The following is a 21,649-nucleotide window of genomic DNA, read 5'->3' as shown; positions in this document are numbered from 1 at the left end:
GCAGAGTAATTCAACGCCGTTCCTGGATCAGGTGGTTCGCCGGTACTGCCTGGTCGGCGGCCGTCCCCCGGTCGCGCAGGCCGGTCACGACCACGGCGGTCGCGGCCAGGACGATCACGGCGACCTTGCGCAGGGCCGGGCCCATGCCGCCGGTGAAGCCGGTATGGCCGGCCAGGACGGTGCCGGTGACCGCGACGCCCAGGGCCGCGCCGATCTCCCGGGCCGAGGTGCCGAGGCCGGAGCCGAGGCCCGCCTGGTGGTGGGGGAGGGAGGCGACGACCCCCAGGGTGAGGGCGGGCGTCGACAGGCCCGTGCCCGCCGAGATGACCAGCAGCCAGCAGCCAGCAGCCAGCAGGCGTACAGCGCGTAGGGCGTGCCGGCGCCCGCGGTGGACGCGCCGGTCCGGCCCTCTACGCCCGCATCGCCGCCGAGGCGCCCGGTATCCGGCTCCGCTTCCTGAGCGAGAGTCACATCGACGCGCCGTTCGTGCGCGAGGGCACCGCCGATCTGGAGGTGGGCGTCCTCGACACGGCCGCCCCCGAGGTGCACCGCGAACAGCTCCACGAGGACCGCATGATGGGGGTCGCCCGCGCCGGACACCCCTTGCTGGAGGGCGAGTTGACGCACGGGCGGGACGCGCGGGAGGCCGACCACATCCTGGTGTCCCGGCGCGGCAAGCTGCACGGGCCCGTCGACGCCGCGCTCGCCGAACTCGGCCTGGAGCGGCGGGTGGTGGGAACCGTCGGTTCCCTGCCCTCCTCCCTGTTCGTCATCCGCGACACCGATCTGGTGGGCCTCAACACCGCCTGGGGGCTGCCGCTGCCCCTGCCCCCGCTCCGGCTGGGCATGGCCTGGCACCCGCGCCACGACGCCGACCCGGCCCACGCCTGGCTGCGCGGCGCGGTGCGGGGCCTGCTCGCCCGGTAGTCAGCGCAGCGGTTCCGACGGCGTGAGCCGCTTCTCGAACCAGTGGTCGGCGTAGACGTGGTCGACGTACGCCGGGATCTCGCGGTACCCGCACGCCCGGTACATCGCCCGTGCCTCGGTGAGTGACGCGTTCGTGTCCAGGCGCAGCAGGTTCAGGCCGCGCTCGGCCGCCGCGCGCTCCAGTTGTTCGAGGAGTCGCCGGGCCAGGCCGAGGCGGCGGGCGTCCGGGTGCACCCAGACGTGCTTCAGCTCGCCGACGCCGGGTTCCAGGGTGCGCAGCCCGCCGCAGCCCACCGCCCGTCCCTCCTCGTACGCCACGAAGAAGGCGCCGGTCGCGCCGGAGACCTCCTCCGGGCCGACCAGGTCGGACGCGGTGAAGCTGCCGAAACGGGCGGTGAGGTCGGCGGCGTAGGCCTCCAGGCAGGCGCGGGCGTCCGGCGCGGCGCCGTCGACCCGCTCGACGGTGATGGCGGCCAGGCGCAGCAGGCGGCGCGCGGTGGCCATCGCCTCGGTCAGGTCCGTGCGCTGTCGCGCGTCGAGTCCGGTCAGCAGGTCCGCCGTGCGCACGTCGGCGCGGCGGTTCTGTTCCTTGAGCTCGACGTGTCCGGCCGGGGTCAGTTCGACCATCCGCAGCCGGTTGTCCTCGGGGTGCACGCTGATCCGGACCATGCCCTGTGCCTCCAGGGCCTTCGCCATCCGGCTCAGATACCCGGCGTCCAGGCCGAGCCGGGCGCGCAGCGTGCGCAGTGACACGCCGGTCTCGGCGTCGGCGACCTCGAACAGCAGCCGGGCCTCGCCCAGCGGGCGGCCCTGGCCGAGGTAGTGGTCGTCCAGGGCGCCGATCCGGCGCGTGAAGTAGCGGTTGAAGCGGCGGAAGGCCGCCACCTGCTCTGCCCGCACCTGCTCTGCCCGCACTTGCTCTGCCCGCACTTGCTCGGCCTGTACTTGCTCGGCCGGCACCGGCTCCGTCTGCACTGGCTCCATAGTTCTTTGACTTTAGTCAAAGGTTCTGGCCGCGTCCATGGTCCGTCCAGGCCGGCCGGTCACGATCAGGCGTACGGTTTGTCGCTTTATGTCCAGAACTTCAGTGATGCAGCGCACTTTCGGCCAAACATTGCGCATGCAATGAGAGGTTGGGGGCATGTGGACGCCGTCGCCGAGACAGACCCATAGGTGACGCAGGGGGACTGAACAGGAACGGAAGGCGACAGCGATCATGGCCGACAGGACGGAACAGCCGGAACAGCGCGACCACCGGACGATCCACGCGGGCGGAGAGTGGCTGGAAGCCGTCTCCGGCGCGACCCGCGAGATTCTCGACCCCGCGGACGGCCGCCCCTTCGCGGTGGTCGCGGAGGGCGACGAGAAGGACACCGACCTCGCGGTCGCGGCCGCCCGCACCGCTTTCGACGAGGGCGACTGGCCGCACACCCCCGTCGCCGAACGCGCCGCCCTGCTGTACCGCGTCGCCGATCTTCTCGTGCGCGATCGCGAACGGCTCGGCCTGCTGGAGAGCCGGGACGCCGGCAAGACCGTCGAGGAGGGGCGCGTCGACATCGACTGCGTCGCCGACGCCTTCCGCTACTTCGCCGCCCTCGTCGCCGCCGAGTCCCCGGGCCGGGTGGTGGACGCGGGCTCGCCCGACATCCACAGCGTCGTCGTCCACGAGCCGGTCGGCGTGTGCGCACTCATCACCCCGTGGAACTACCCGCTGCTGCAGGCGAGTTGGAAGATCGCTCCGGCGCTCGCCGCGGGCAACACGTTCGTCGTCAAGCCGAGCGAGATCACCCCGATGACGACCATCGCGCTCATCGACCTGCTCATCGAGGCCGGGCTGCCCGCCGGGGTCGCCGGCATCGTCACCGGACCCGGGCACACGGTCGGCGCGCGGCTCGCCGAGCACCCCGACGTCGACCTCGTCTCCTTCACCGGCGGCCTGGTCAGCGGCACGAAGGTCGCGCAGGCGGCCGCCCCGACCGTCAAGAAGGTCGCCCTCGAACTCGGCGGCAAGAACCCCAACGTGGTCTTCGCCGACGCCTGCGCCACCGACGAGGCCTTCGACACCGCCGTCGACCAGGCCCTCAACGCCGCCTTCATCCACAGCGGCCAGGTCTGCTCGGCGGGCTCCCGGCTCATCGTCGAGGAGTCGGTCCGGGACCGCTTCGTCGCCGAACTCGCCCGCAGGGCCGAGCGGATCCGGCTCGGCCGCGGCACCGAGGACGGCGTCGAGTGCGGTCCGCTCGTCTCCGAGCAGCAGCGCGCCAAGACCGAGGCGTACGTCGCCTCCGCCCTCGCGGAGGGAGCTGTCCTGCGGTCCGGCGGCCGGCGCCCGGAACCCGCCCCGCAGCGACCGGAGTCCGGCTACTTCTACGAGCCCACCGTCCTCGACCGCTGCCACCGCGAGATGCGGGTCGTGCGGGAGGAGGTCTTCGGACCGGTCCTCACCGTCGAGACCTTCCGCACCGAGGACGAGGCCGTCGCGCTCGCCAACGACACCGAGTACGGCCTCGCGGGCGCCGTCTGGACCGCCGACGCGGGCCGGGCCCGCCGGGTCGCCGGGCGGCTGCGGCACGGCACCGTCTGGATCAACGACTTCCACCCCTATCTGCCGCAGGCGGAGTGGGGAGGCTTCGGGAAGAGCGGAGTGGGCCGCGAACTCGGCCCCGCCGGGCTCGCCGAGTACCGCGAGTCCAAGCACATCTACCAGAACCTCGCGCCGCGCCCCGTCCGCTGGTTCGCCGGCTGACCCCCCGCCCGACCCGAGCCTGCTCGAAGACTTCGCACGCCCCTGGAGTACCCCCCATGCCAGAGAACGCACATGTCTACGACTACGTCGTCATCGGAGGCGGAACCGCCGGTTCCGTCATCGCCTCCCGGCTGACCGAGAACCCCGACATCACCGTCGCCGTCATCGAGGGCGGCCCCAGCGACGTCGGCCGCGACGACGTCCTCACCCTGCGCCGCTGGATGGGCCTGCTCGGTGGCGAACTCGACTACGACTACCCGACCACCGAGCAGCCGCGCGGCAACTCCCACATCCGGCACAGTCGCGCCCGCGTCCTCGGCGGATGCTCCTCGCACAACACCCTCATCGCCTTCAAGCCGCTGCCGTCCGACTTCGACGAGTGGGAGGCGGCCGGCGCCCGCGGGTGGGGCGCGGTCCCGATGGAGGCGTACTACGCGCGCCTGCTGAACAACATCGTCCCGGTCGACGAGAAGGACCGCAACGCCATCGCCCGCGACTTCGTCGAGGCCGCTCAGCAGGCCACCGGAGTGCCGCGGATCGAGGGCTTCAACAGCGAGCCCTTCGACGACGGCGTCGGCTTCTTCGACCTCGCCTACCACCCGGAGACCAACAAGCGGTCGAGCGCCTCGGTGGCCTATCTGCACCCGGTGATGGACGAGCGGCCCAACCTGACGATCCTGCTGGAGAGCTGGGCCCACCGGCTGGAGCTCGACGGCACCCGCGCCGAAGGCGTGCACGTCCGCACGAAGGAAGGCGAGGAGATCCTCGTACGGGCCCGGCGCGAGGTCGTGCTGTGCGCGGGCGCCGTCGACTCGCCGCGCCTGCTCCTGCACTCCGGCATCGGCCCGAAGGCCGACCTGGACGCGCTCGGCATACCCGTCGTGCTCGACCTGCCCGGCGTCGGCGAGAACCTCCTCGACCACCCCGAGTCGGTGATCGTCTGGGAGACCCACGGGCCGCTCCCGGAGAACTCCGCGATGGACTCCGACGCCGGTCTCTTCGTGCGCCGCGACCCCGCCCACCAGGGCCCCGACCTGATGTTCCACTTCTACCAGGTCCCCTTCACGGACAACCCGGAACGCCTGGGCTACGAACGCCCGCCGTACGGCGTCTCGATGACCCCCAACATCCCCAAGCCGAAGTCCCGCGGCCGGCTCTACCTGGAGAGCGCGGACCCGGCCGTGAAGCCCGCTCTCGACTTCCGCTACTTCACCGACGAGGACGATCACGACGGCCGCACCCTCGTCGACGGGATCAGGATCGCCCGCGAGATCGCGAAGACCGAGCCGCTGGCCGGCTGGCTCAAGCGCGAGGTGGCGCCGGGCCCGGACATCACGGGCGACGAGGAACTGAGCGAGTACGCCCGCAAGGTCGCGCACACCGTCTACCACCCCGCGGGCACCTGCCGCATGGGCGCCGAGGACGACGAACTGGCCGTGGTGGACCCACGGTTGCGGATCCGAGGCCTGGAGGGCATCCGCGTCGCGGACGCCTCCGTGTTCCCCACCATGACCGCCGTGAACCCCATGATCGGGGTGCTCATGGTCGGCGAGAAAGCCGTCGACCTGATCGGAGACGATGCGCGATGACGATCATGCCCGCCACCCGTAAGCCGCCCACCGCGGACACCGAAGCCCCCGTCTTCTCGGTGGACGGCCTCTGGAAGGTCTTCGGACCCAAGTCCGATAGCATCCCGGCCGACCCCGAGCTCGCCGCGCTCCCGCCCGCCGAACTTTGCGCCCGCACCGGCTGCACCGCCGCCGTCCGCAACGTCTCCTTCGACGTGCGCAAGGGCGAGGTCTTCGTCGTCATGGGCCTGTCCGGCTCCGGCAAGTCCACCCTGGTCCGCTGTCTGACCCGGCTGATCGAGCCGACGGCCGGCACCATCGTCGTCGACGGCGAGGACGTCCGCGCGATGGACCGCACCCGGCTGCGCGAACTGCGCCGGCACCGCGCCGCGATGGTCTTCCAGCACTTCGGCCTGCTCCCGCACCGGACGGTCCTCGACAACGTGGCCTACGGCCTGGAGATCCAGGGCATGGGCCGCGCCGAGCGACGCGCCCGCGCCAAGGAGGTCGTCGACAAGGTCGGCCTGGACGGCATGGAACAGCGCAGGCCCGCCCAGCTCTCCGGCGGCCAGCGGCAACGCGTCGGCCTGGCCCGCGCGTTGGCCGTCGATCCGGAGGTGCTCCTCTTCGACGAGCCCTTCAGCGCCCTCGACCCGCTCATCCGGCGCGACATGCAGGAGGAGGTCGTCCGGCTGCACCGCGAGGAGGGCCGCACGATGGTCTTCATCACCCACGACCTCAGCGAGGCGCTGAAGCTGGGCGACCGGATCGCCCTGATGCGCGACGGCGAGGTCGTGCAGCTGGGCACGCCCGAGGAGATCGTGGGCTCCCCGGCCGACGACTACGTCCGCGAGTTCGTCCGTGACGTACCGCGCGAGCAGGTCCTGACGGTGCGTACGGCCATGCGGCCCGCGTCCCTGGAGGAGGCGGGCACCGGTCCGGCCGTGTCCCCGGACGCCACGGTGTCCCAGGCCATCGAGGCGGTCGCCCGGGCGGGCGTCCCGGTACGGGTCATGGACTCGGCCCGCTGCCTGGGCGTCGTCGACCACGAGGGACTGCTCGGCGTGGTGGCCGGCACGGGCCCCGCAGCCGTCCCGGCCGGACGGGGGCCCGGATCCGTCGCCGTCGGAACGGAGCCCCGTAAGGAGGCGGTCTGATGGCCACGCTGACCACACCCGCCCCCCGGGTCGCCCTCCCGGGCTTCCTCAAACACCAGGCCGTCCGCAAGCTCCTGATGCTCGCGCTCGCGGCCGCGATCCTCGTCCCCCTGGCCCACGCCCGGTGGTCCAGCGGCACCTGGCCGCACGCGCTCACCGTCGACCTCACCACGCCGCTCACCGGTGCCAGCGACTGGATCGTCGACAACCGCGACAGCAACCCCCTGTTCCTCTACTTCTTCGGCTACCTCAGCAACGGCGTGGTCCTCTCGGTGCGCGCCGTGTACCTGGTGCTGCTCGGCGCGGGCTGGGCCGGGGTCACCGCGGCGGCCGCGCTGGTCGCCTGGCGGGTGGCCGGGGTGCGGCTCGCGCTCGGCACGGCGGCCGCCTTCCTGGCCTGCGGCCTGCTCGGCATGTGGGTGCCGACCATGCAGACACTGGCCCTGATGATCGTCGCCGTCCTCGTGTCGGTCGTCGTGGGCGTGGTGCTCGGCCTGGCCGGAGGTCTCTCCGAGCGCCTGGACCGCGGTCTGCGCCCGATCCTCGACACCATGCAGGTACTGCCCGCCTTCGCCTACCTGCTCCCGGTCGTGCTCGTCTTCGGCATCGGCGTCCCGGCGGCCGTCCTGGCCACCGTCGTCTACGCCGCCCCGCCCATGGCCCGGCTCACCGCACTCGGACTGCGCGGCGCCGACAAGGAGGTCCTGGAAGCGGTGGAGTCGCTGGGCGCGACCGCCCGGCAACGCCTGCTGACCGCCCGGATCCCGCTGGCCCGCAAGGAACTCCTCCTCGGCCTCAACCAGACGATCATGATGGCGCTGGGCATGGCGGTCATCGCCTCGGTGATCGGCGCGGGCGGCCTCGGTGACCGCGTCTACCAGGCACTGGCCTCGGTCGACGTGGGCGCCGCCCTCGCCGCCGGCATTCCGATCGTGCTCCTCGCGGTCGTCCTGGACCGTGTCACGGCCGCCGCAGGCCGCGCCGGTGACGGCGAACCGGGCAGCCACCGGGCCGGCTGGCTCTACGCCGCCGGTGCCGCCGTGGCCGTCGCCCTCGTCGGGCGCGTGGTCGGCCGGCTCGACTGGCCCGACGCCTGGACGGTGAGCATCGCCGCCCCGGTCAACGACGCCGTCGACTGGATGACCGACCACCTCTACTCCGGGGTGCCCGTGATCGGCGGCACCGCCGACTGGGCCGGCCACTTCACCACCTGGGTCCTCGACCCCCTCAGGGCCGGCCTCCAGGGCCTGCCCTGGTGGGCCGTGCTGCTGCTGGTCGCCGCGATCGCCTGGCCGATCGGCACCTGGCGCACCGCGCTGACCGCGGTCCTCGCGCTGGCCGCGACCGGCGTGCTCGGCGTGTGGGAACCGTCCCTGGACACCCTCTCCCAGGTGCTGGCCGCCGTCGCCGTCACCCTCGTCCTCGGCTTCGCGACCGGTATCGCCGCCGCCCGCAGCGACCGCGTCGAACAGGTGCTGCGCCCGGTCCTGGACGTGTTCCAGACGATGCCGCAGTTCGTGTACCTGATCCCGGTCGTCGCCCTGTTCGGCGTCGGCCGCGCCCCCGCCGTCGCGGCGGCCGTCGTCTACGCGCTGCCCGCCGTCGTCCGCATCACCACCCAGGGCCTGCGCCAGGTCGACCCGGCGGCGATGGAGTCCGCCCGGTCCCTCGGCGCGACCGGCGCGCAGCAACTGCGCCAGGTCCAGCTCCCGCTCGCCCGGCCCGCGCTGCTGCTCGCCGTGAACCAGGGCGTGGTCCTCGTCCTCGCCGTCGTCATCATCGGCGGTCTGGTCGGCGGCGGCGCGCTCGGCTACGACGCCGTGTTCGGGCTCGCCCAGGGCGACCTCGCGACCGGTCTGGTGGCCGGTGCCGCGATCGTCTGCCTCGGCCTGATGCTCGACCGGGTGACCCAGCCGGCCGACCGCCGCGTGAAGAAGGGAGCGTGACATGCGACTTCGCGACCTGCGGCTTCGTACGACTGCCATGACCGCCGGGGCGTCCGCGCTCCTGCTGCTGACCGGCTGCGGCGCCGCCGACATGACCAAGCAGGCGTCGCCCTTCGCCAACGCGCAGGGCGCCAAGACCGTGACCCTCTCGGTCCAGTCCTGGGTGGGCGCGCAGGCCAACGTGGCCGTCGCCCAGTACCTCCTGGAGCACAAGCTCGGCTACCGCGTCGACACCGTCCAGGTCGACGAGGTGCCCGCCTGGGACGCGCTCAGCCAGGGCCGGGTCGACGCGATCCTGGAGGACTGGGGCCACCCCGACCAGGAGCAGCGCTACGTCGACGACAAGAAGACGATCGCGCGCGGCGGCGACCTCGGCGTCACCGGGCACATCGGCTGGTTCGTCCCGACGTACTTCGCCAAGCAGCACCCGGACGTCACGAACTGGAAGAACCTCAACAAGTACGCGTCGCAGTTCCGCACCGCCGAGAGCGGCGGCAAGGGCCAGCTCATGGACGGCTCCCCGTCCTACGTCACCAACGACAAGGCCCTGGTGCAGAACCTGAAGCTCGACTACCAGGTCGTCTTCGCCGGTTCCGAGGCCGCCCAGATCACCCAGATGCGGCAGTTCGCCAAGGAGAAGAAGCCCTTCCTCACCTACTGGTACTCCCCGCAGTGGCTCTTCGAGAAGGTCCCGATGACCGAGGTGAAGCTGCCCGCCTACAAGGAGGGCTGCGACGCGGAGCCGGACAAGGTGGCCTGCGCCTACCCGCACACCCCGCTCCAGAAGTACCTCAACGCGGACTTCTCGAAGGACGGCGGCAAGGCGGCCGCCTTCCTGAAGAAGTTCAAGTGGACGACGGAGGACCAGAACGAGGTGTCCCTGATGATCGCGGACCAGAAACTCACTCCGGAGGCGGCCGCCAAGAAGTGGGTGGACAGCCACGCGTCGACGTGGAAGGCGTGGCTGTCCTGACGGTCACGGTCTCAGCTCGGTGACGAGATCCCGCAGAAGGACCGTCGCCCGCTGCTGGAGTCCTGGTCCGAACGTGACGCGGGTGGCCCCGAGTTCACCGAGTGCGGTGGGCGAGGGGCCCGCGCCGACCTGTGCGAACACGTTCAGCGGCCCCTGCGTCCCGGACCGCAGCAACGGCAGGACGGCCGCCGGTGCACCGATCGGATAGACGCAGTCGGCGCCCGCCGCCACGTACACCGCCGCCCGGCCGATGGCGTCGTCCGGATCCCCGTCGCCGTACGCGAAGGTGTCGACGCGCGCGTTGACGAAGAGCCGGTCGCCCGCCGCCTGCCGGACCTCGGCGAGCCACTCGGCGTGTTCGTGCGGGTCCTTGAGGACACCGTCTGCCGAGTCCTCCAGGTTGCAGCCGACGGCGCCCGTCTCCAGCAGCCGTTCGACCAGTTCCTTCGGGGGCAGCCCGTACCCGCCCTCCACGTCCGCCGACACCGGCACGTCCACCGCCCGGGCGATCCGGGCGACCGCCGCGAACATCTCGTCGGCCGGGGTCCGTCCGTCCGCGTACCCGAGCGAGGCGGCGACGCCCGCGCTGGGCGTGGCGAGCGCCGGGAACCCGGCCTCGGCGAACACCCGGGCGCCGGCCGCGTCCCAGGGGCCGGGCAGCACGAGAGGGTCGTCCGGCAGCCGGCCGTGGTGCAGCCGACGGAAGACGTCCACCTTGCCCTTGGCGTCCACCTCGCTCATGGTGTGTAACCCCCGGGCGGGATACGGCGGGCGACCATCACCCGGTTCCAGCTGTTGATGGCGGTGATCAGCGCGACGAGGTGGGCGAGCCGCGGGGCGTCGAAGTGCCTGGCCGCCCGCTCGTACACCGCGTCGGGCACGAAGCCTCCCCCAGAGCCAGAGGCCTGGGAGGTGCCCCCAGTCAGCAGGGTCACCGCCTCGGTGAGGGCGAGCGCGGCCCGCTCCCGCTCGTCGTAGACGTCCCCCGCCTCCTCCCACGCGCTCAGCAGATCGAGCTGCTTCTCGCGCACCCCGTGCTCGCGGGCGATGGTGAGGTGCATGTCGAGGCAGAACGCGCAGTGGTTGAGCTGCGAGGCGCGGATCACCACGAGCTCGGCGAGCGCGGGGTCGCCGAGACCCTGCTTCGCGGCCGCGCTGAGCGTGGACATGGCCCGGCCGACCTCGCGGTCGAGGAGGTTCGTACGGCTCATGCGTGCTGCCCCGGCCGGTAGTGGCCCGGCACCAGGCGGCAGGTCACGCCGAACCGGTTCCACGCGTTGATCACCGTGATCGCGGCGATCAGCTGCGCCAGCTCGGCCTCCTCGAAGTGCGCGGCGGCCCGCTCGTACACCGCGTCGGGCACGAAGCCCTCCGTCAGCACGGTCACCGCCTCCGTGAGGGCCAGCGCCGCGAGCTCCTTCTCGGTGTAGAAGTGCGCCGACTCCTCCCACGCGCTGAGCTGGATGATCCGCTCGACGCTCTCGCCCGCCGCGAGCGCGTCCTTGCTGTGCATGTCGACGCAGAGCGCGCAGCGGTTGATCTGCGAGGCGCGGACCTTCACCAGTTCGACCAGCTTCGGGTCGAGGCCCTTACGGGCGGCGGCGTCGAGCCGGAGCATCGCCTTGAGCACCTCGGGGGCGTGCGCGGACCAGTTCAGCCGGGGAGTGTGCTCGGGGGCGTGGGGAATCTGTTCGTCGGTGGTCGTGGGGTCTGCGTGCGTCGTCATGCCCTCGACCCTAGGAGCGGGGCAGCCCAGGAGTATGGTCCATTTCCATGGCGAGATCATGGGCCACTTTCGGTGTCGACCTGCATCTGGAACCGACCGGACCGCACCTGCGCCGGGGCCTGACCGACGCCCTGCGCGAGGCCGTCCGCAGCGGCCGGCTCCCCGCCGGCACCAGGCTCCCCTCCTCACGCTCGCTCGCCGCCGACCTGGGCATCGCCCGCAACACGGTCGCCGACGCCTACGCCGACCTCGTCGCCGAGGGCTGGCTCACCGCCCGCCAGGGCTCGGGCACGCGGGTGGCCGAGGGGAGGACCGCCCCGACCGCGGGCGCGGTACCCCCTCGCCCCGAGCGCCGCCGGCCCGCCTACGACCTGCGCCCCGGCACCCCCGACCTCGGGTCCTTCCCGCGCGCCGAGTGGCTCAGGGCGGCCCGCCGCGCCCTCACCGCCGCCCCCTCCGACGCCCTCGGCTACGGCGATCCCCGCGGCCGGGTCGAACTGCGCACCGCCCTCGCCGGCTACCTCGCCCGCGCCCGCGGCGTGCGCGCCGACCCCGAACGCATCGTGGTGTGCGCCGGATTCGCGCACGGCCTGAGACTGCTCACCACCGTCCTGCGGGCGCGCGGGGTGCGCACGATCGCCGTCGACTCGTACGGCCTGGACGAGCACTGGAGGCTGCTGGCGGCGGCCGGGCTGGCCATGACCGCGCTGCCCGTCGACGAACGCGGCACGGACACGCGGCTGTTGACGGACCCAGGGCTGTCGCAGGGCGCGGGCGCGGTCCTGCTCACCCCCGCCCACCAGTTCCCGATGGGCGTGCCGCTGCACCACGACCGGCGGGCGGCCGTCGTGGACTGGGCGCGGCACACCGGCGGGCTGGTCCTGGAGGACGACTACGACGGCGAGTTCCGCTACGACCGCCAGCCCGTCGGCGCGCTCCAGGGCCTGGACCCCGGCCAGGTGGTGTACCTGGGCACCGCGAGCAAGTCACTGGCTCCCGGCCTGCGCCTGGGCTGGATGGCGCTGCCACCGGACGTCACGGAGGAGGTGCTGGCGGCCAAGGGCGGAGTGGACACCTCGGGGGTCCTGGACCAGTTGACGCTGGCGGAGTTCATCACGTCGGGCGCGTACGACCGTCATGTCCGGGCGGCGCGCATCCGCTACCGCCGGCGCCGTGACGCTCTGGTCGCGGCCCTGGCCGCGCACGCCCCCGCGATCCGCGTCACCGGAATCGCGGCGGGCCTGCACGCCGTGCTGCGGCTGCCGCCCGGTACGGAGGAGGCGGTGGTACGGGCGGCGGCCTACCAGGGCCTGGCGGTCGACGGCCTCACCCCCCGCCACCGTCACCCCGACGCGGTCACCGAGCCCCTCGACGCCCTGGTCGTCGGCTACGGGACCCCGCCGGACCATGCCTGGTCCGGCGCGCTGGACGCGTTGTGCGCGGCGCTTCCTTTCGGTGAGAACGGCTCCGGAATTCCTTTTCCCGGATAGATTTCCCGGATACAGTCTTCCCATGACGAACAGCAATTCCGTGTCCCGCGTGGCCCTCAAGAAGATAACCCCCGATGTTTCCGCCGCGATGGGATCCCTGCACGGCGCCGCCGTTTCCGCCGCCCAGGACGCCAAGGTCGAACCCGAGATCCTGGAACTGGTCAGGATCCGCGCCTCACAGCTCAACGGCTGCGCGTTCTGCCTCGACATGCACACCAAGGACGCCCGCGCCCAGGGCGAGGCCGAGCAGCGGATCTACGCGTTGAACGCCTGGCGGGAGACCCCCTTCTTCAGCGCCCGGGAGCGCGCCGCACTGGCGTTGACCGAGGCGGTGACCCTCGTGCACGACGGGCAGGTGCCGGACGCGGTGTACGCCGAGGCCGCCGAGGTCTTCGACGAGGCCCAGGTGGCGGCGCTGATCTGGACGGCCACGGTCATCAACGCGTACAACCGGATCGCCATTGCGACGCGCATGGCGCCGGGGGCCTATCGACCGGCCGAGAAGTAATTCCGGGCATAATCCCAGGAAAAGCAGTTCCGGGCCATGTGGAATCGGGGCATCGGCGGTATTCGCCGATGCCCGTCCTCTGCTCTTCCTTTTCGTTTCCTTGCCCCGTTCCCTATTGATCCGGAAGCGGCTCCGGCAATCCCTCCAGCCATTCCCGCCATTCCGGCGCCCGTACCGCGGGCCCCGCTGTCATCGGCTCGCCGATCCAGCTCGTCACCGGTCGCAGTCCGTGCAGCGCGTTCACCGTCCACACCTCCCGGCCGTCCAGCTCGGCGAGGGTCCGCTCCCGGTGGGCGACGGTGATCCCGGACCGTGCGGCCCGCTCCCGGACGAGTGCCACGGTCACGCCGGGCAGGACGGGCAGCCGGGGCGGCGGCAGGCACAGGGTGTCGCCCTCCCACCACAGCACGCTCGCGGTGGCCGACTCCAGCACCACCCCGCACGGACCGACCAGCACCCCTTCCTGCGCCCCTTCGTCGACCGCCCGCCCCCGCACCCGGGCCAGGACGTCCAGGTCCGGGCCCTTGCGGCGGGGCGCGGTCCGCCGGTCCGGCTGGCCGACTGACCACAGGCGCACCTCCGTGCCGAGCGGCGGGGCGGGCCGCAGCCGCAGTCTCAACTCCCGTGAACCGGCTGAACCGGCCGTGAGTTCCACCCGGGGGAACCAGTCGCCGGTGCGCGGCAGCGCCGCCGTCACGTCCTGCCAGAACTCGACGAGCCGACGGGGCCCCGGGCCGCCGCACTCCGCGCAGGCCCGCAGAAACCGCTCCCGGTGCCGGCCGTACCCCCGCACCCGGCCCCCGCGGACCAGCCACGAGTCCGCGACCAGCAGCGGCCCGTCCGCCACGGACTCCGCGGCGACGGTCAGCCCACGGCCTGGCGTCCACGTCGACAGCTCCTCGCCGACGGTCGGTCGTGCACCCACTCGGTCCTCCTCAGTACTTCCCGCCCGCCACCGCCGGCGCCCCGCCCCGGGGTCCGTACGGCGCGTGCTCCAGCCATGAGCCGCACGAGGGCAGCACGGGCGCGAGGGCCGCCGCCGCGCGCTGTCTGAGCCGCAGGATCCGACGCCGTGGCCGCAGATGCTCCAGGGCCAGTCCGGCGGCCTCGCTGTTGAACAGCCCCGCGGCCCGCCGTACGTCCGCGAACGCGGCCACCGCCTCCGGCGTCCCGGCGGCCACGGCCCGCGCGGCCGCCGCCGCGTCGGCGATCCCGCTGTTCATGCCGCGCGCGCCGAACGGCGGGAACAGATGCGCTGCCTCGCCGACGAGCAGCACCCGCCCGTGCGGGTCGGTGAAGGAGGCCGCGACCTTGCGCAGGAAGCGGTAGGTCGACACCCACAGGATCCGGTCGGCGTACCCGTCGCCCACCACCCCGGGCAGCCACTCCCGCACGGCGTCCTCGGTGCCGAAGGCTTCCTCCGGGTCGTCGTCGCGGCACTGGAGGTCCACCTGGAAGCCGCCGGTGAACGGCACCCGCATCACACTGCGGCCCCCGACGCCCGGATGCTCGTAATGGAAGACCCGCTCCAGCGGCAGCTCGGCGTCCGGCACGTCCGCCACGTCGACGACGACATGGAAGCCCTCGCCGCGCACGCCCTCCAGGGCAATGCCCAGCCCGCCCCGGACGGCCGAGCGGGCCCCGTCGGCGGCGACGACATACCCGGCGCTCCACTCCCGTCCGCCCTCGCCGACGAGCGTCACAGCCGACCCGGAGCTGCGGACACCCTCGATCCGCGCGTCCCAGACGAAGTCCACCCCGGACCGCTCGCACGCGGCGCGCAGGAAGCGCTCGGTGTCGAGCTGGCGCAGGCTCGTGAAGGGCGGCGGCCCGGACGGGGGCGGGAAGGTCCGCGCGTACACCTCGCGGCCCCGGTAGAGGGTGCGCCGGGTGTGCCAGGTCCGGCCGTACGCCGTGATCTCGGCGGCCAGGCCCGGGGACATCCCGTCGAGCAGCCGCAGGGTCTCCCGGTGCACGAACAGGGCCCGGCTGCCCGGCCGTTCACGGCCGGCGGGGTCCGCCTCCAGGAGTGCGACCGGCAGCCCGTGCGCGCGCAGGGCCAGCGCGGCCGACAGGCCGACCGGACCCGCGCCCACCACGATCACGGGATTCACGCGCGCACGCCCGCCCGGGTCTGTGCCGGCTGCGTCAGCATCCGGGTGATCTCCACCCGCTTCACCTTCCAGGTCGCCGTCATCGGCAGCTCCTCGAACCGCCACTGGCGCGGCTCGGCCATCGCGGGCAGATCGGCGGTCGCCTCCCGCCAGCGCTCCGGGTCGAGCGGCTGTTCGCCCCGCACGCACACCACCGGCACCGGCTCACGGTCCGCGCCGGCCACGATCACGACCTCGCGGAGCTCCTCCAGCCGCTCCATCAGCGCGTCCTCGACCGCCAGATTGCTGTGCACGGCGTCGAGCCGGTCGACCTCCCGGTCGATCAGATGCAGCGCGCCCAGGCGGCTCATGTATCCCAGGTCGCCCATCTGCCACCAGTCGCCGTCGAGTTGACGCTCGTACTGCGCCCGCGCGCCGAGGTAGGTGAGGATGCGCCCCCTGGTGCGGGCCTCGATCCGCCCGGGAGTGCCGGGCGGAACCGGCCTGCCGTCGGGGTCCGCCACCCGGAGCCGGGTGAAGCCGGGGATCCCGATCCCCACCCGCCGCCCGTCCGCCCGCTCCGCGCTGCGCCGGGTGAACCACTGGAACGCGACGGGCCCGGTCTCGCTCTGTCCGTACAGCTGGATCAGCCACGGCGCACGCCGACGCGAGGCGCCCAGCAGCCGCCGTACGGTGCGCGGATGGATCGCGTCGAAGGTGGAGCCGTACGACTTCACCCGGGACAGCGGAGCGCCGGGCGCGTCGGCCAACTCCTCCCACAGCACGAAGGTGTTGGGGTGGGTCTCGACGATGCCGGGGCGGTGGCGGGTCAGCAGCGGACCCACGCTCGCCGGCTCCGGGTCGGTGATCAGCACCAGCGGGCTGCCGAAGTGCAGCAGGACGCTGAGCAGGTGGTGGAAGCGCGAGTGCACGAACGACATGTGCAGCGCGGCGGTCTCGCCCCGGGTGGGCCAGCCCATCGCCTTCTGCGGCACCAGCCGGTTCCACATGGTGTTCGGGCAGTGCACGGCCAGCTTGGGGACGCCGGTCGTGCCCGAGCTGTGGGTGATCAGGGCGGGCTCACGCGGGTGCAGCCGTACGGGAGCGGGCGGCTCGGCGCCGGCGTACTTCGCCAGCGGCTCGGCGCCGGGCGCGTCGTCGACGGAGAGGGTCCGGCGCACCTGAGACGCGATGCCGGCGTCCTTCAGCGTCCCCTCCAGCTTGGCCCGGTCGGTGATCAGCCAGGGCTGCCGCAGGCGTTCGAGCAGCTGCCCGACGACCGGGCCGGCCAGACCGGGGGAGAGGAGCACGGGGACCGCGCCGATACGGGAGACCGCGCAGGCCAGCAGCACGATGTCGACGTTGTCCGTCTTGTGTACGACCACCTGTTCCGAGGGCCGTACCCCGGCCGTCCACAGCCGGCCCGACAACTCCTCGACCACGTCGGCCAGTTTCCGGTAGTCGAGGTCGACCCCGAGGTCGGGGTGGGTGTCCAGCGGCCGGTCCAGCGTGACGAAGACGGCTCCGTGCCGGTCGGCAGCCCGCCGGAACAACGGACCCAGATAGAACCCGCGGTCGGCGAGCAGGGGTTGCTGCGACATGTGGCTGTTCCTCTCGGACACGGACGGGGACACGGACGGGGAGGCGCTCACCACGCCCCCTGGCGCACCAGGTGCCGACGGAGCTTGCCGGTGGGAGTACGGGGCAGCGACGCGACGAAGCTGACGCCCCGCGGCACCTTGAACGCGGCCAGCCGCTCCCGCGCGAGTGCGACGAGCTCGGCCTCCAGCCGGGGCAGACCGGCGGCGGAGGCGGCTGTGGTCGGGACGACGAAGGCGCGCAGGCGGGTGCGGCCCTGCCCGTCCGGGACGGCGGCGACCGCGACCTCGCGGACCGCCGGATGGGTGCGCAGGACTGCCTCCACCTCCAGCGGGGAGACGGTGATCCCGCCGACCATCTCCATGTCGTCGGTGCGGCCCAGATGCCGGTAGGTGCCGTCCGGTTCGCGGCGCGCCCGGTCGTGGGTGGCCAGCCAGCCGCCGACCAGCGTGCGCCGCGTCTCCACGGGTCGGTTCAGGTACCCGGGTGTCACCGTCGGCCCGCGCACCCACAGCTCCCCTTCCGTCCCGTCCGGCACCGGCCGACCGGCGCGGTCACGCAGCTCCACCTCGAACCCCGGCACGGGACGCCCGACGGTGCCCGGACGGTCGTGGCCGAGACTGTTGGCGCAGAAGGCGTGACCGGCCTCGGTCGACCCGATCTGCTCCAGCACGGGTGCGCCGAGCAACTCGGTGATCCGTCCGCCGAGCCCGTCCGGCAGGCCCTCGCCGGCCGACACCGCGGCACGCACCGAGGCGAAACAGGCCGCGTGACCGCTACCCCGGTCGGCGACCAGTGCCGCGTACGCCGACGGCACGGAGTAGAGCAGGCTCACCCGGTGCCGGGCCACGAGTTCGTCGACGGCGGCGGATGTCGGACGCCGGTCCACCAGGACGGCGCTGGAGCCGGAGAAGAGCGGGAAGACGAAGGCGTTGCCGAAGCCGTACGCGAAGTACAGCTTCGACACCGACAACGTGACGTCCTCCTCGGTGATCCCGAGCAGCCGTCGGCCGATGAGGTCGTGGTAGGCCCACGGGTCGCCGTGCGTGTGCACGACCCCCTTCGGGCGGCCCGTGGTGCCGGAGGTGTACTGCACGTACAGCGGCGTCCGCGCGTCCACCGGGTGGGCGGCGGCCGGCTCGGCGGCGGGGGCGAGCGCGAGGAACCGGTCGGCGCCGAGGCATGCCCGGTCCGGGAAACGGTCCTCGAGACCCGGCCCGGTCACACACAGCACGGCGTCGACGTCCGCGGCCATGAACGCGTGCTCGGGCGCGGGCAGTTCGGGATTGACCAGGACGGCCACGGCCCCGAGACGGGCGACGCCGAGAAAGGCCGCGACCCACGCGATCCCGTCGGGCAGCGCCAGCAGCACCCGGTCCCCGGCCCGCACCCCGAGCTCCGTGAGCACCCCGGCCGCCCGCGCCCCCAGCTCGTGCACCTCACCGTGGGTCCACACCCGGTGCCCCTGATGAAACGCGGCCCGTCCACCCCACCCGCTCCGCTCGGCGAGCGCGGCGAGCTCCGCGGCGAGATTCCCGGCCCCGACGCCCACCCCCTGCTCACGGGAGCCACCGGAGCCTCTGGAGCTACCGGACGACCGGGTCGCGGGCTGTGACGTCGTCGTCGACCGCGGGGGCGTCATCGGGTGGCCCCCTTCGCGCCGGCCGGGCCGGGGCCGGGGGTGGTGCCCCGGGAGCGGCCCGCGCCCGCCCGTGCCTCGGCCGGCTCCGGCTCCCGCTCCCGCTCCCCGGGCGCCCGGGCGAGCGCCGCGCCGTGCTCCCGCAGGGCCCGCATCTGCGCGGCCGTCTTCAACAGCATCTCGTCGTACTCCGCGGCCGGATCGGAGTCCAGGACGATCGCGCCCCCGGCCCCCATCCGCATCAGGCCGTCGGCCAGGACGGCCGTGCGGATGACGATGTTGAGGTCCGCGCCGCCGCTGCACCCCAGATAGCCGAGGGCACCCGCGTACACACCGCGCGCCTCGGTCTCGAGACCGTCGATGATCTCCAGGGTGCGCTGCTTCGGCGCTCCGGTCATCGAACCGCCGGGGAAGCAGGCGCGCACGCAGTCCACCGCGTCGGTTCCCTCGCGCAGCCGGCCTTCGACGGTGGAGACGAGCTGGTGCACGGTGGCGTACGTCTCGGTGGCCATGAGCCGGGAGACCCGCACGGTCCCGGTCCGGCTGACCCGCCCCAGGTCGTTGCGGAGCAGGTCGACGATCATCAGGTTCTCGGCGCGGGTCTTGGCGTCCGCCGCCAGCGCGTCCCTGAGCCGGGCGTCCTCCAGCGGACCGGCACCGCGCGGCGCGGTCCCCTTGATGGGCTTGGCCTCGGCGACACCGTCCCGGGTGATCCGCAGGAACCGTTCGGGCGAGGAGCCCACCACGTCGAGGTCGCCGAATCTCAGGAAGGCCGCGTACGGCGCGGGATCGACCCGGCGCAGCACCCGGTAGAGGCCGTACGCGTCGTCCGGAGCGGGTAGGACCGCGGCGTCGGTCAGGCAGATCTCGTAACTGGTGCCCGCCGCGAGCTCGCGCCGGCAGGCCGCGATGTCCGCGAGATAGGTCGCCCGGTCCCGCACCAGCCACGGCTCGACGTCCCCGACCTCGTGATCCCCGACCCCGAGTCCGCTTCCGGCCGTCCCGGGTCCGGTCCCGCCGCCTTCACGTGCGGCCGCACCCCGTGTCGTCCTCGTCCCGTCCGTCCTGCCCGTCCCGTGCGTCCCGTGCGTCCTGCCCGTCCTGGGCGGTGTCAGGCGGGGCCGGTCCGGCTCGGCGGGGAGGGAGGTGAGCCGGACCAGCATGGTCTCGAGCCATTCGGTGGCCTCGCCGGTGGCCTGGGGGGTGTCCTCCGCCAGACAGACCGCGTAGGTGAAGCCCTTCTCGTGGTCCACCGCGATCAGCCGGTCGGCGAACAGCCAGCAGGCGTCCGGGGTGGTGGCGCGATGCCGGTTGGGGGAGCCGCAGTCGGCCTTGGTCTCGTAGCCGAAGTAGCCGACATAGCCGCCGGTGAAGTCGAAGGGAAGCCCGGTGGCGTCGACCCGACGGCTCGCCAGCTGCCGCTTGAGATAGTCGAAGACGCTCGCCCGGACCTTGCGCGTCGGCCGTCCCGCCCGCTCGATCTCGCAGAGGCCGGCCTCGACGTCGTACCGGACGAACTCGGCGAGCGGACCACTGTCGTCGCCGAAGAACGAGAAGCGGGAGAGTCCCCGCTCGACCCGGGAACTGTCCAGCCAGAACGCCCGCGGCGAGTCGGCGTACAGCCGCGTGAAGGCGGCCTCCGCGTCGATCGCCTCGGCGATGCGGCGGGTGTGCAGCCGAAGGGCGGGCCGGTCGGGCCGACGCGGGCGGGGGACGGTCACCCTGCGGCTCGGCATAGCCGCCGCGGCCGGGGTGACCGCGGTGTTCTTCGTGCGTGGCCTGCGGGCCCGCTCGGCCGTCAGGTTCCGGAAGTTGACGAGGATCCGGTGGCCGTATTCGGTGAGCACCGACTCCGGGTGGAACTGCACGCCCCACAGGGGCCGTTCGCGGTGCCGCAGCCCCATCAGGACGCCGTCCTCCGCCCAGGCGGTCGGCTCCAGGGAGTCGGGCAGCGGCTCCCGTACGGACAGCGAGTGGTAGCGGACCGCGGTGAAGTTCTGCGGCAGCCCCTGGAACAGGTCCCGTCCGTCGTGGCGGACGGCCGACAGATGCCCGTGCCGCGGTTCCGGGGCGGACACCACCCGGCCGCCCTCCCCGTGCGCGATGCCCTGGTGGCCGAGGCAGACCCCGAGCACCGGCACCGGGGACTCGGCGAGCACGGCGGCGCTGATGCCGAAGTCACGCGTCTTCGACGGATGCCCGGGGCCCGGCGACACCACCACGTTGTCGAAGGCGGAGATATCGGGAACGGCGTCCGCGGGGGCGTCATTGAGGATCACCACCGGCTCCTCGCCGTTGACCTCGGCGATCAGCTGGAACAGGTTGTACGTGTACGAGTCGTAATTGTCGATGAGCAGGGTCTTCACCCGCCCACCTCCTTGGGGTCGTTCTCTGGCGCTATGCGGTCCGTCGTTTATGCCGTCCGCGAAGCGCCTGGAGCGGTGGATACAGCCATTTCTTGAAGAAACGCTGAAGGCGAGGCATGAGAATCCAGGTGACCAGGGCCGTCACGCACAGACAGAGCAGCAGCGTGCGGATGAACGGGTTGAGGTCACCGAGATAGGGAAGCGCGATCAGATTGAAGAGGAGCACCGGTGGGAAAACCGCGCTCATATTCACGAACCATAACTTCCATTTCGACGGCGGGGCCGGCGCCTTCGGTGCGGGGGTCTGGGCGTCGAACCAGGCCTTGGAGCCGCGCACGCTCCTGCGGTCCGTCTGCCGGGCGATGCCCAGCGCCCGGCCGTCCCACTCGACCCTGGCGGCCGAGTCCTCCCAGGCCCGGGCCGTGCCTTCGGTCGCGAAGCGATAGACCACATGCCACTCCGCCTCTCCATCGACAAGTACACCGCCCCCCAGGAAGCCGGGTTGCCGTGCGCTCGCGCCCAGCATGGCCCACCCCCAGGAGTGGAAGTCGGCCTCGCGGCCCGGCACCACGCGATATGCGGCGGTGACGGTGACGGGATTACTGGTCACGCCGTCGAGTACGCGGGAGAGAGCGCTTGCGTTCACAGGTTCTTCAAACTTCTACAACTGTCGCCGACTGCCCGGAACGCGGCTTTTGATCTCCTTTTCGGTGGTCTTTACTCTTTCTGTCGGGCGGTACTTCCGGTAACTTCTCCGGGATTCCTGGAAGTGCTTGCCGGTACGTCGGGAGAAGTGCACGATCGAGCTCCCCCGTCGAACGAGAGCCACGTCCAGGTGTGATCGGAATCCGACCCATGAGGGAATCGAAAGGGCTCGTTCGGCAATAGAACCGGTCCGAAAGGAAGTGGCC

The 21,649-nt window shown here is 72.6% G+C and carries 19 protein-coding genes and 1 pseudogene; 9 read left to right on the top strand and 11 right to left on the bottom strand.

Features of this window, described 5'->3' with window-relative positions:
* Positions 1 to 10: 10 nt before the first annotated feature.
* Entirely contained in the window at positions 11 to 145 is a 135-nt protein-coding gene (locus OHU34_RS16595) for a hypothetical protein (RefSeq protein ID WP_268267473.1), read from the bottom strand.
* A gap of 18 nt (positions 146 to 163) precedes the next feature.
* On the opposite strand from OHU34_RS16595, the gene OHU34_RS16590 reads away from it, so the two are divergent.
* Both OHU34_RS16590 and OHU34_RS16585 read left to right on the top strand, forming a co-directional pair.
* Complete coding sequence (locus OHU34_RS16590) at positions 164 to 370, top strand: hypothetical protein (protein ID WP_405766982.1); 207 nt, start codon at positions 164 to 166, stop codon at positions 368 to 370.
* Positions 371 to 399: 29 nt separating this feature from the next.
* Positions 400 to 982: pseudogene (locus OHU34_RS16585) on the top strand (LysR substrate-binding domain-containing protein); the annotation flags it as partial.
* Here OHU34_RS16585 and OHU34_RS16580 read toward each other — a convergent pair.
* A complete protein-coding gene (locus OHU34_RS16580; protein ID WP_405766980.1) occupies positions 928 to 1,911 on the bottom strand; it encodes a GNAT family N-acetyltransferase in 984 nt (327 codons plus the stop codon). The pseudogene OHU34_RS16585 and the gene OHU34_RS16580 overlap by 55 nt on opposite strands.
* Before the next feature lie 232 nt (positions 1,912 to 2,143).
* On the opposite strand from OHU34_RS16580, the gene OHU34_RS16575 reads away from it, so the two are divergent.
* Genes OHU34_RS16575 through OHU34_RS16555 form a run of 5 tightly spaced genes read left to right on the top strand, consistent with a single transcriptional unit; the run spans position 2,144 to position 9,317 of the window.
* Positions 2,144 to 3,673 (top strand): aldehyde dehydrogenase family protein, encoded by a 1,530-nt coding sequence (locus OHU34_RS16575; RefSeq protein ID WP_142265819.1) that lies wholly within the window; start codon positions 2,144 to 2,146, stop codon positions 3,671 to 3,673.
* Between the two features lie 56 nt (positions 3,674 to 3,729).
* A complete protein-coding gene (locus OHU34_RS16570) occupies positions 3,730 to 5,262 on the top strand; it encodes a GMC family oxidoreductase (protein ID WP_405766978.1) in 1,533 nt (510 codons plus the stop codon).
* A 5-nt stretch (positions 5,263 to 5,267) separates the two neighbouring features.
* Positions 5,268 to 6,398 carry a glycine betaine/L-proline ABC transporter ATP-binding protein gene (locus OHU34_RS16565; protein WP_405772277.1) on the top strand — a complete coding sequence of 377 codons (1,131 nt, stop codon included), beginning with the start codon at positions 5,268 to 5,270 and terminating at the stop codon, positions 6,396 to 6,398.
* Positions 6,398 to 8,344, top strand: coding sequence for a proline/glycine betaine ABC transporter permease (locus OHU34_RS16560; protein WP_142265822.1), 1,947 nt, complete (start codon positions 6,398 to 6,400; stop codon positions 8,342 to 8,344). Before OHU34_RS16565 ends, OHU34_RS16560 begins: the two co-directional genes overlap by 1 nt.
* Position 8,345: 1 nt before the next feature.
* A complete protein-coding gene (locus OHU34_RS16555; protein WP_200839779.1) occupies positions 8,346 to 9,317 on the top strand; it encodes an ABC transporter substrate-binding protein in 972 nt (323 codons plus the stop codon).
* Between the two features lie 3 nt (positions 9,318 to 9,320).
* On the opposite strand, the gene OHU34_RS16550 is transcribed toward OHU34_RS16555, so the two are convergent.
* The 3 genes from OHU34_RS16550 to OHU34_RS16540 are packed head-to-tail and all read right to left on the bottom strand — an operon-like array spanning position 9,321 to position 11,043.
* Positions 9,321 to 10,058 carry an isocitrate lyase/phosphoenolpyruvate mutase family protein gene (locus OHU34_RS16550; protein WP_142265823.1) on the bottom strand — a complete coding sequence of 246 codons (738 nt, stop codon included), beginning with the start codon at positions 10,056 to 10,058 and terminating at the stop codon, positions 9,321 to 9,323.
* Positions 10,055 to 10,528, bottom strand: a complete 474-nt coding sequence (locus tag OHU34_RS16545) for a carboxymuconolactone decarboxylase family protein (RefSeq protein ID WP_142265824.1) — start codon at positions 10,526 to 10,528, stop codon at positions 10,055 to 10,057. The genes OHU34_RS16550 and OHU34_RS16545 overlap by 4 nt, the downstream gene beginning before the upstream one ends.
* Complete coding sequence (locus tag OHU34_RS16540; RefSeq protein ID WP_142265825.1) at positions 10,525 to 11,043, bottom strand: carboxymuconolactone decarboxylase family protein; 519 nt, start codon at positions 11,041 to 11,043, stop codon at positions 10,525 to 10,527. Before OHU34_RS16540 ends, OHU34_RS16545 begins: the two co-directional genes overlap by 4 nt.
* Before the next feature lie 47 nt (positions 11,044 to 11,090).
* Here OHU34_RS16540 and OHU34_RS16535 point away from each other — a divergent pair, with 47 nt between their 5' ends.
* A complete protein-coding gene (locus OHU34_RS16535) occupies positions 11,091 to 12,533 on the top strand; it encodes a PLP-dependent aminotransferase family protein (protein ID WP_142265826.1) in 1,443 nt (480 codons plus the stop codon).
* 22 nt (positions 12,534 to 12,555) lie between these two features.
* Complete coding sequence (locus OHU34_RS16530) at positions 12,556 to 13,041, top strand: carboxymuconolactone decarboxylase family protein (protein ID WP_405766974.1); 486 nt, start codon at positions 12,556 to 12,558, stop codon at positions 13,039 to 13,041.
* Positions 13,042 to 13,153: 112 nt separating this feature from the next.
* Here the strand turns inward: OHU34_RS16530 and OHU34_RS16525 are convergent, their stop codons facing one another.
* From OHU34_RS16525 to OHU34_RS16500, 6 genes are read right to left on the bottom strand one after another with little or no spacing between them, the layout of a single operon-like run.
* Positions 13,154 to 13,966, bottom strand: a complete 813-nt coding sequence (locus tag OHU34_RS16525) for an aminotransferase class IV (RefSeq protein ID WP_405766972.1) — start codon at positions 13,964 to 13,966, stop codon at positions 13,154 to 13,156.
* 10 nt (positions 13,967 to 13,976) lie between these two features.
* A complete protein-coding gene (locus tag OHU34_RS16520) occupies positions 13,977 to 15,155 on the bottom strand; it encodes an FAD-dependent oxidoreductase (protein ID WP_405766971.1) in 1,179 nt (392 codons plus the stop codon).
* Entirely contained in the window at positions 15,152 to 16,735 is a 1,584-nt protein-coding gene (locus tag OHU34_RS16515; RefSeq protein WP_405766969.1) for a class I adenylate-forming enzyme family protein, read from the bottom strand. Before OHU34_RS16515 ends, OHU34_RS16520 begins: the two co-directional genes overlap by 4 nt.
* Before the next feature lie 47 nt (positions 16,736 to 16,782).
* On the bottom strand, positions 16,783 to 18,375 hold the full coding sequence (locus OHU34_RS16510) for an AMP-binding protein (RefSeq protein ID WP_235034552.1): 1,593 nt from the start codon (positions 18,373 to 18,375) through the stop codon (positions 16,783 to 16,785).
* Positions 18,372 to 20,738 (bottom strand): chorismate-binding protein, encoded by a 2,367-nt coding sequence (locus tag OHU34_RS16505; RefSeq protein ID WP_230194846.1) that lies wholly within the window; start codon positions 20,736 to 20,738, stop codon positions 18,372 to 18,374. Before OHU34_RS16505 ends, OHU34_RS16510 begins: the two co-directional genes overlap by 4 nt.
* Positions 20,739 to 20,769: 31 nt before the next feature.
* Positions 20,770 to 21,348, bottom strand: coding sequence for an antibiotic biosynthesis monooxygenase (locus OHU34_RS16500; RefSeq protein WP_230194845.1), 579 nt, complete (start codon positions 21,346 to 21,348; stop codon positions 20,770 to 20,772).
* Between the last annotated feature and the right edge of the window lie 301 nt (positions 21,349 to 21,649).

Source organism: Streptomyces sp. NBC_00080, assembly GCF_045041255.1.
GTDB classification, from domain to species: Bacteria; Actinomycetota; Actinomycetes; order Streptomycetales; family Streptomycetaceae; genus Streptomyces; species Streptomyces coriariae.
The sequence above is the reverse complement of the archived record's forward strand: the minus strand, read 5'-3'. Positions and strand labels throughout refer to the sequence as shown.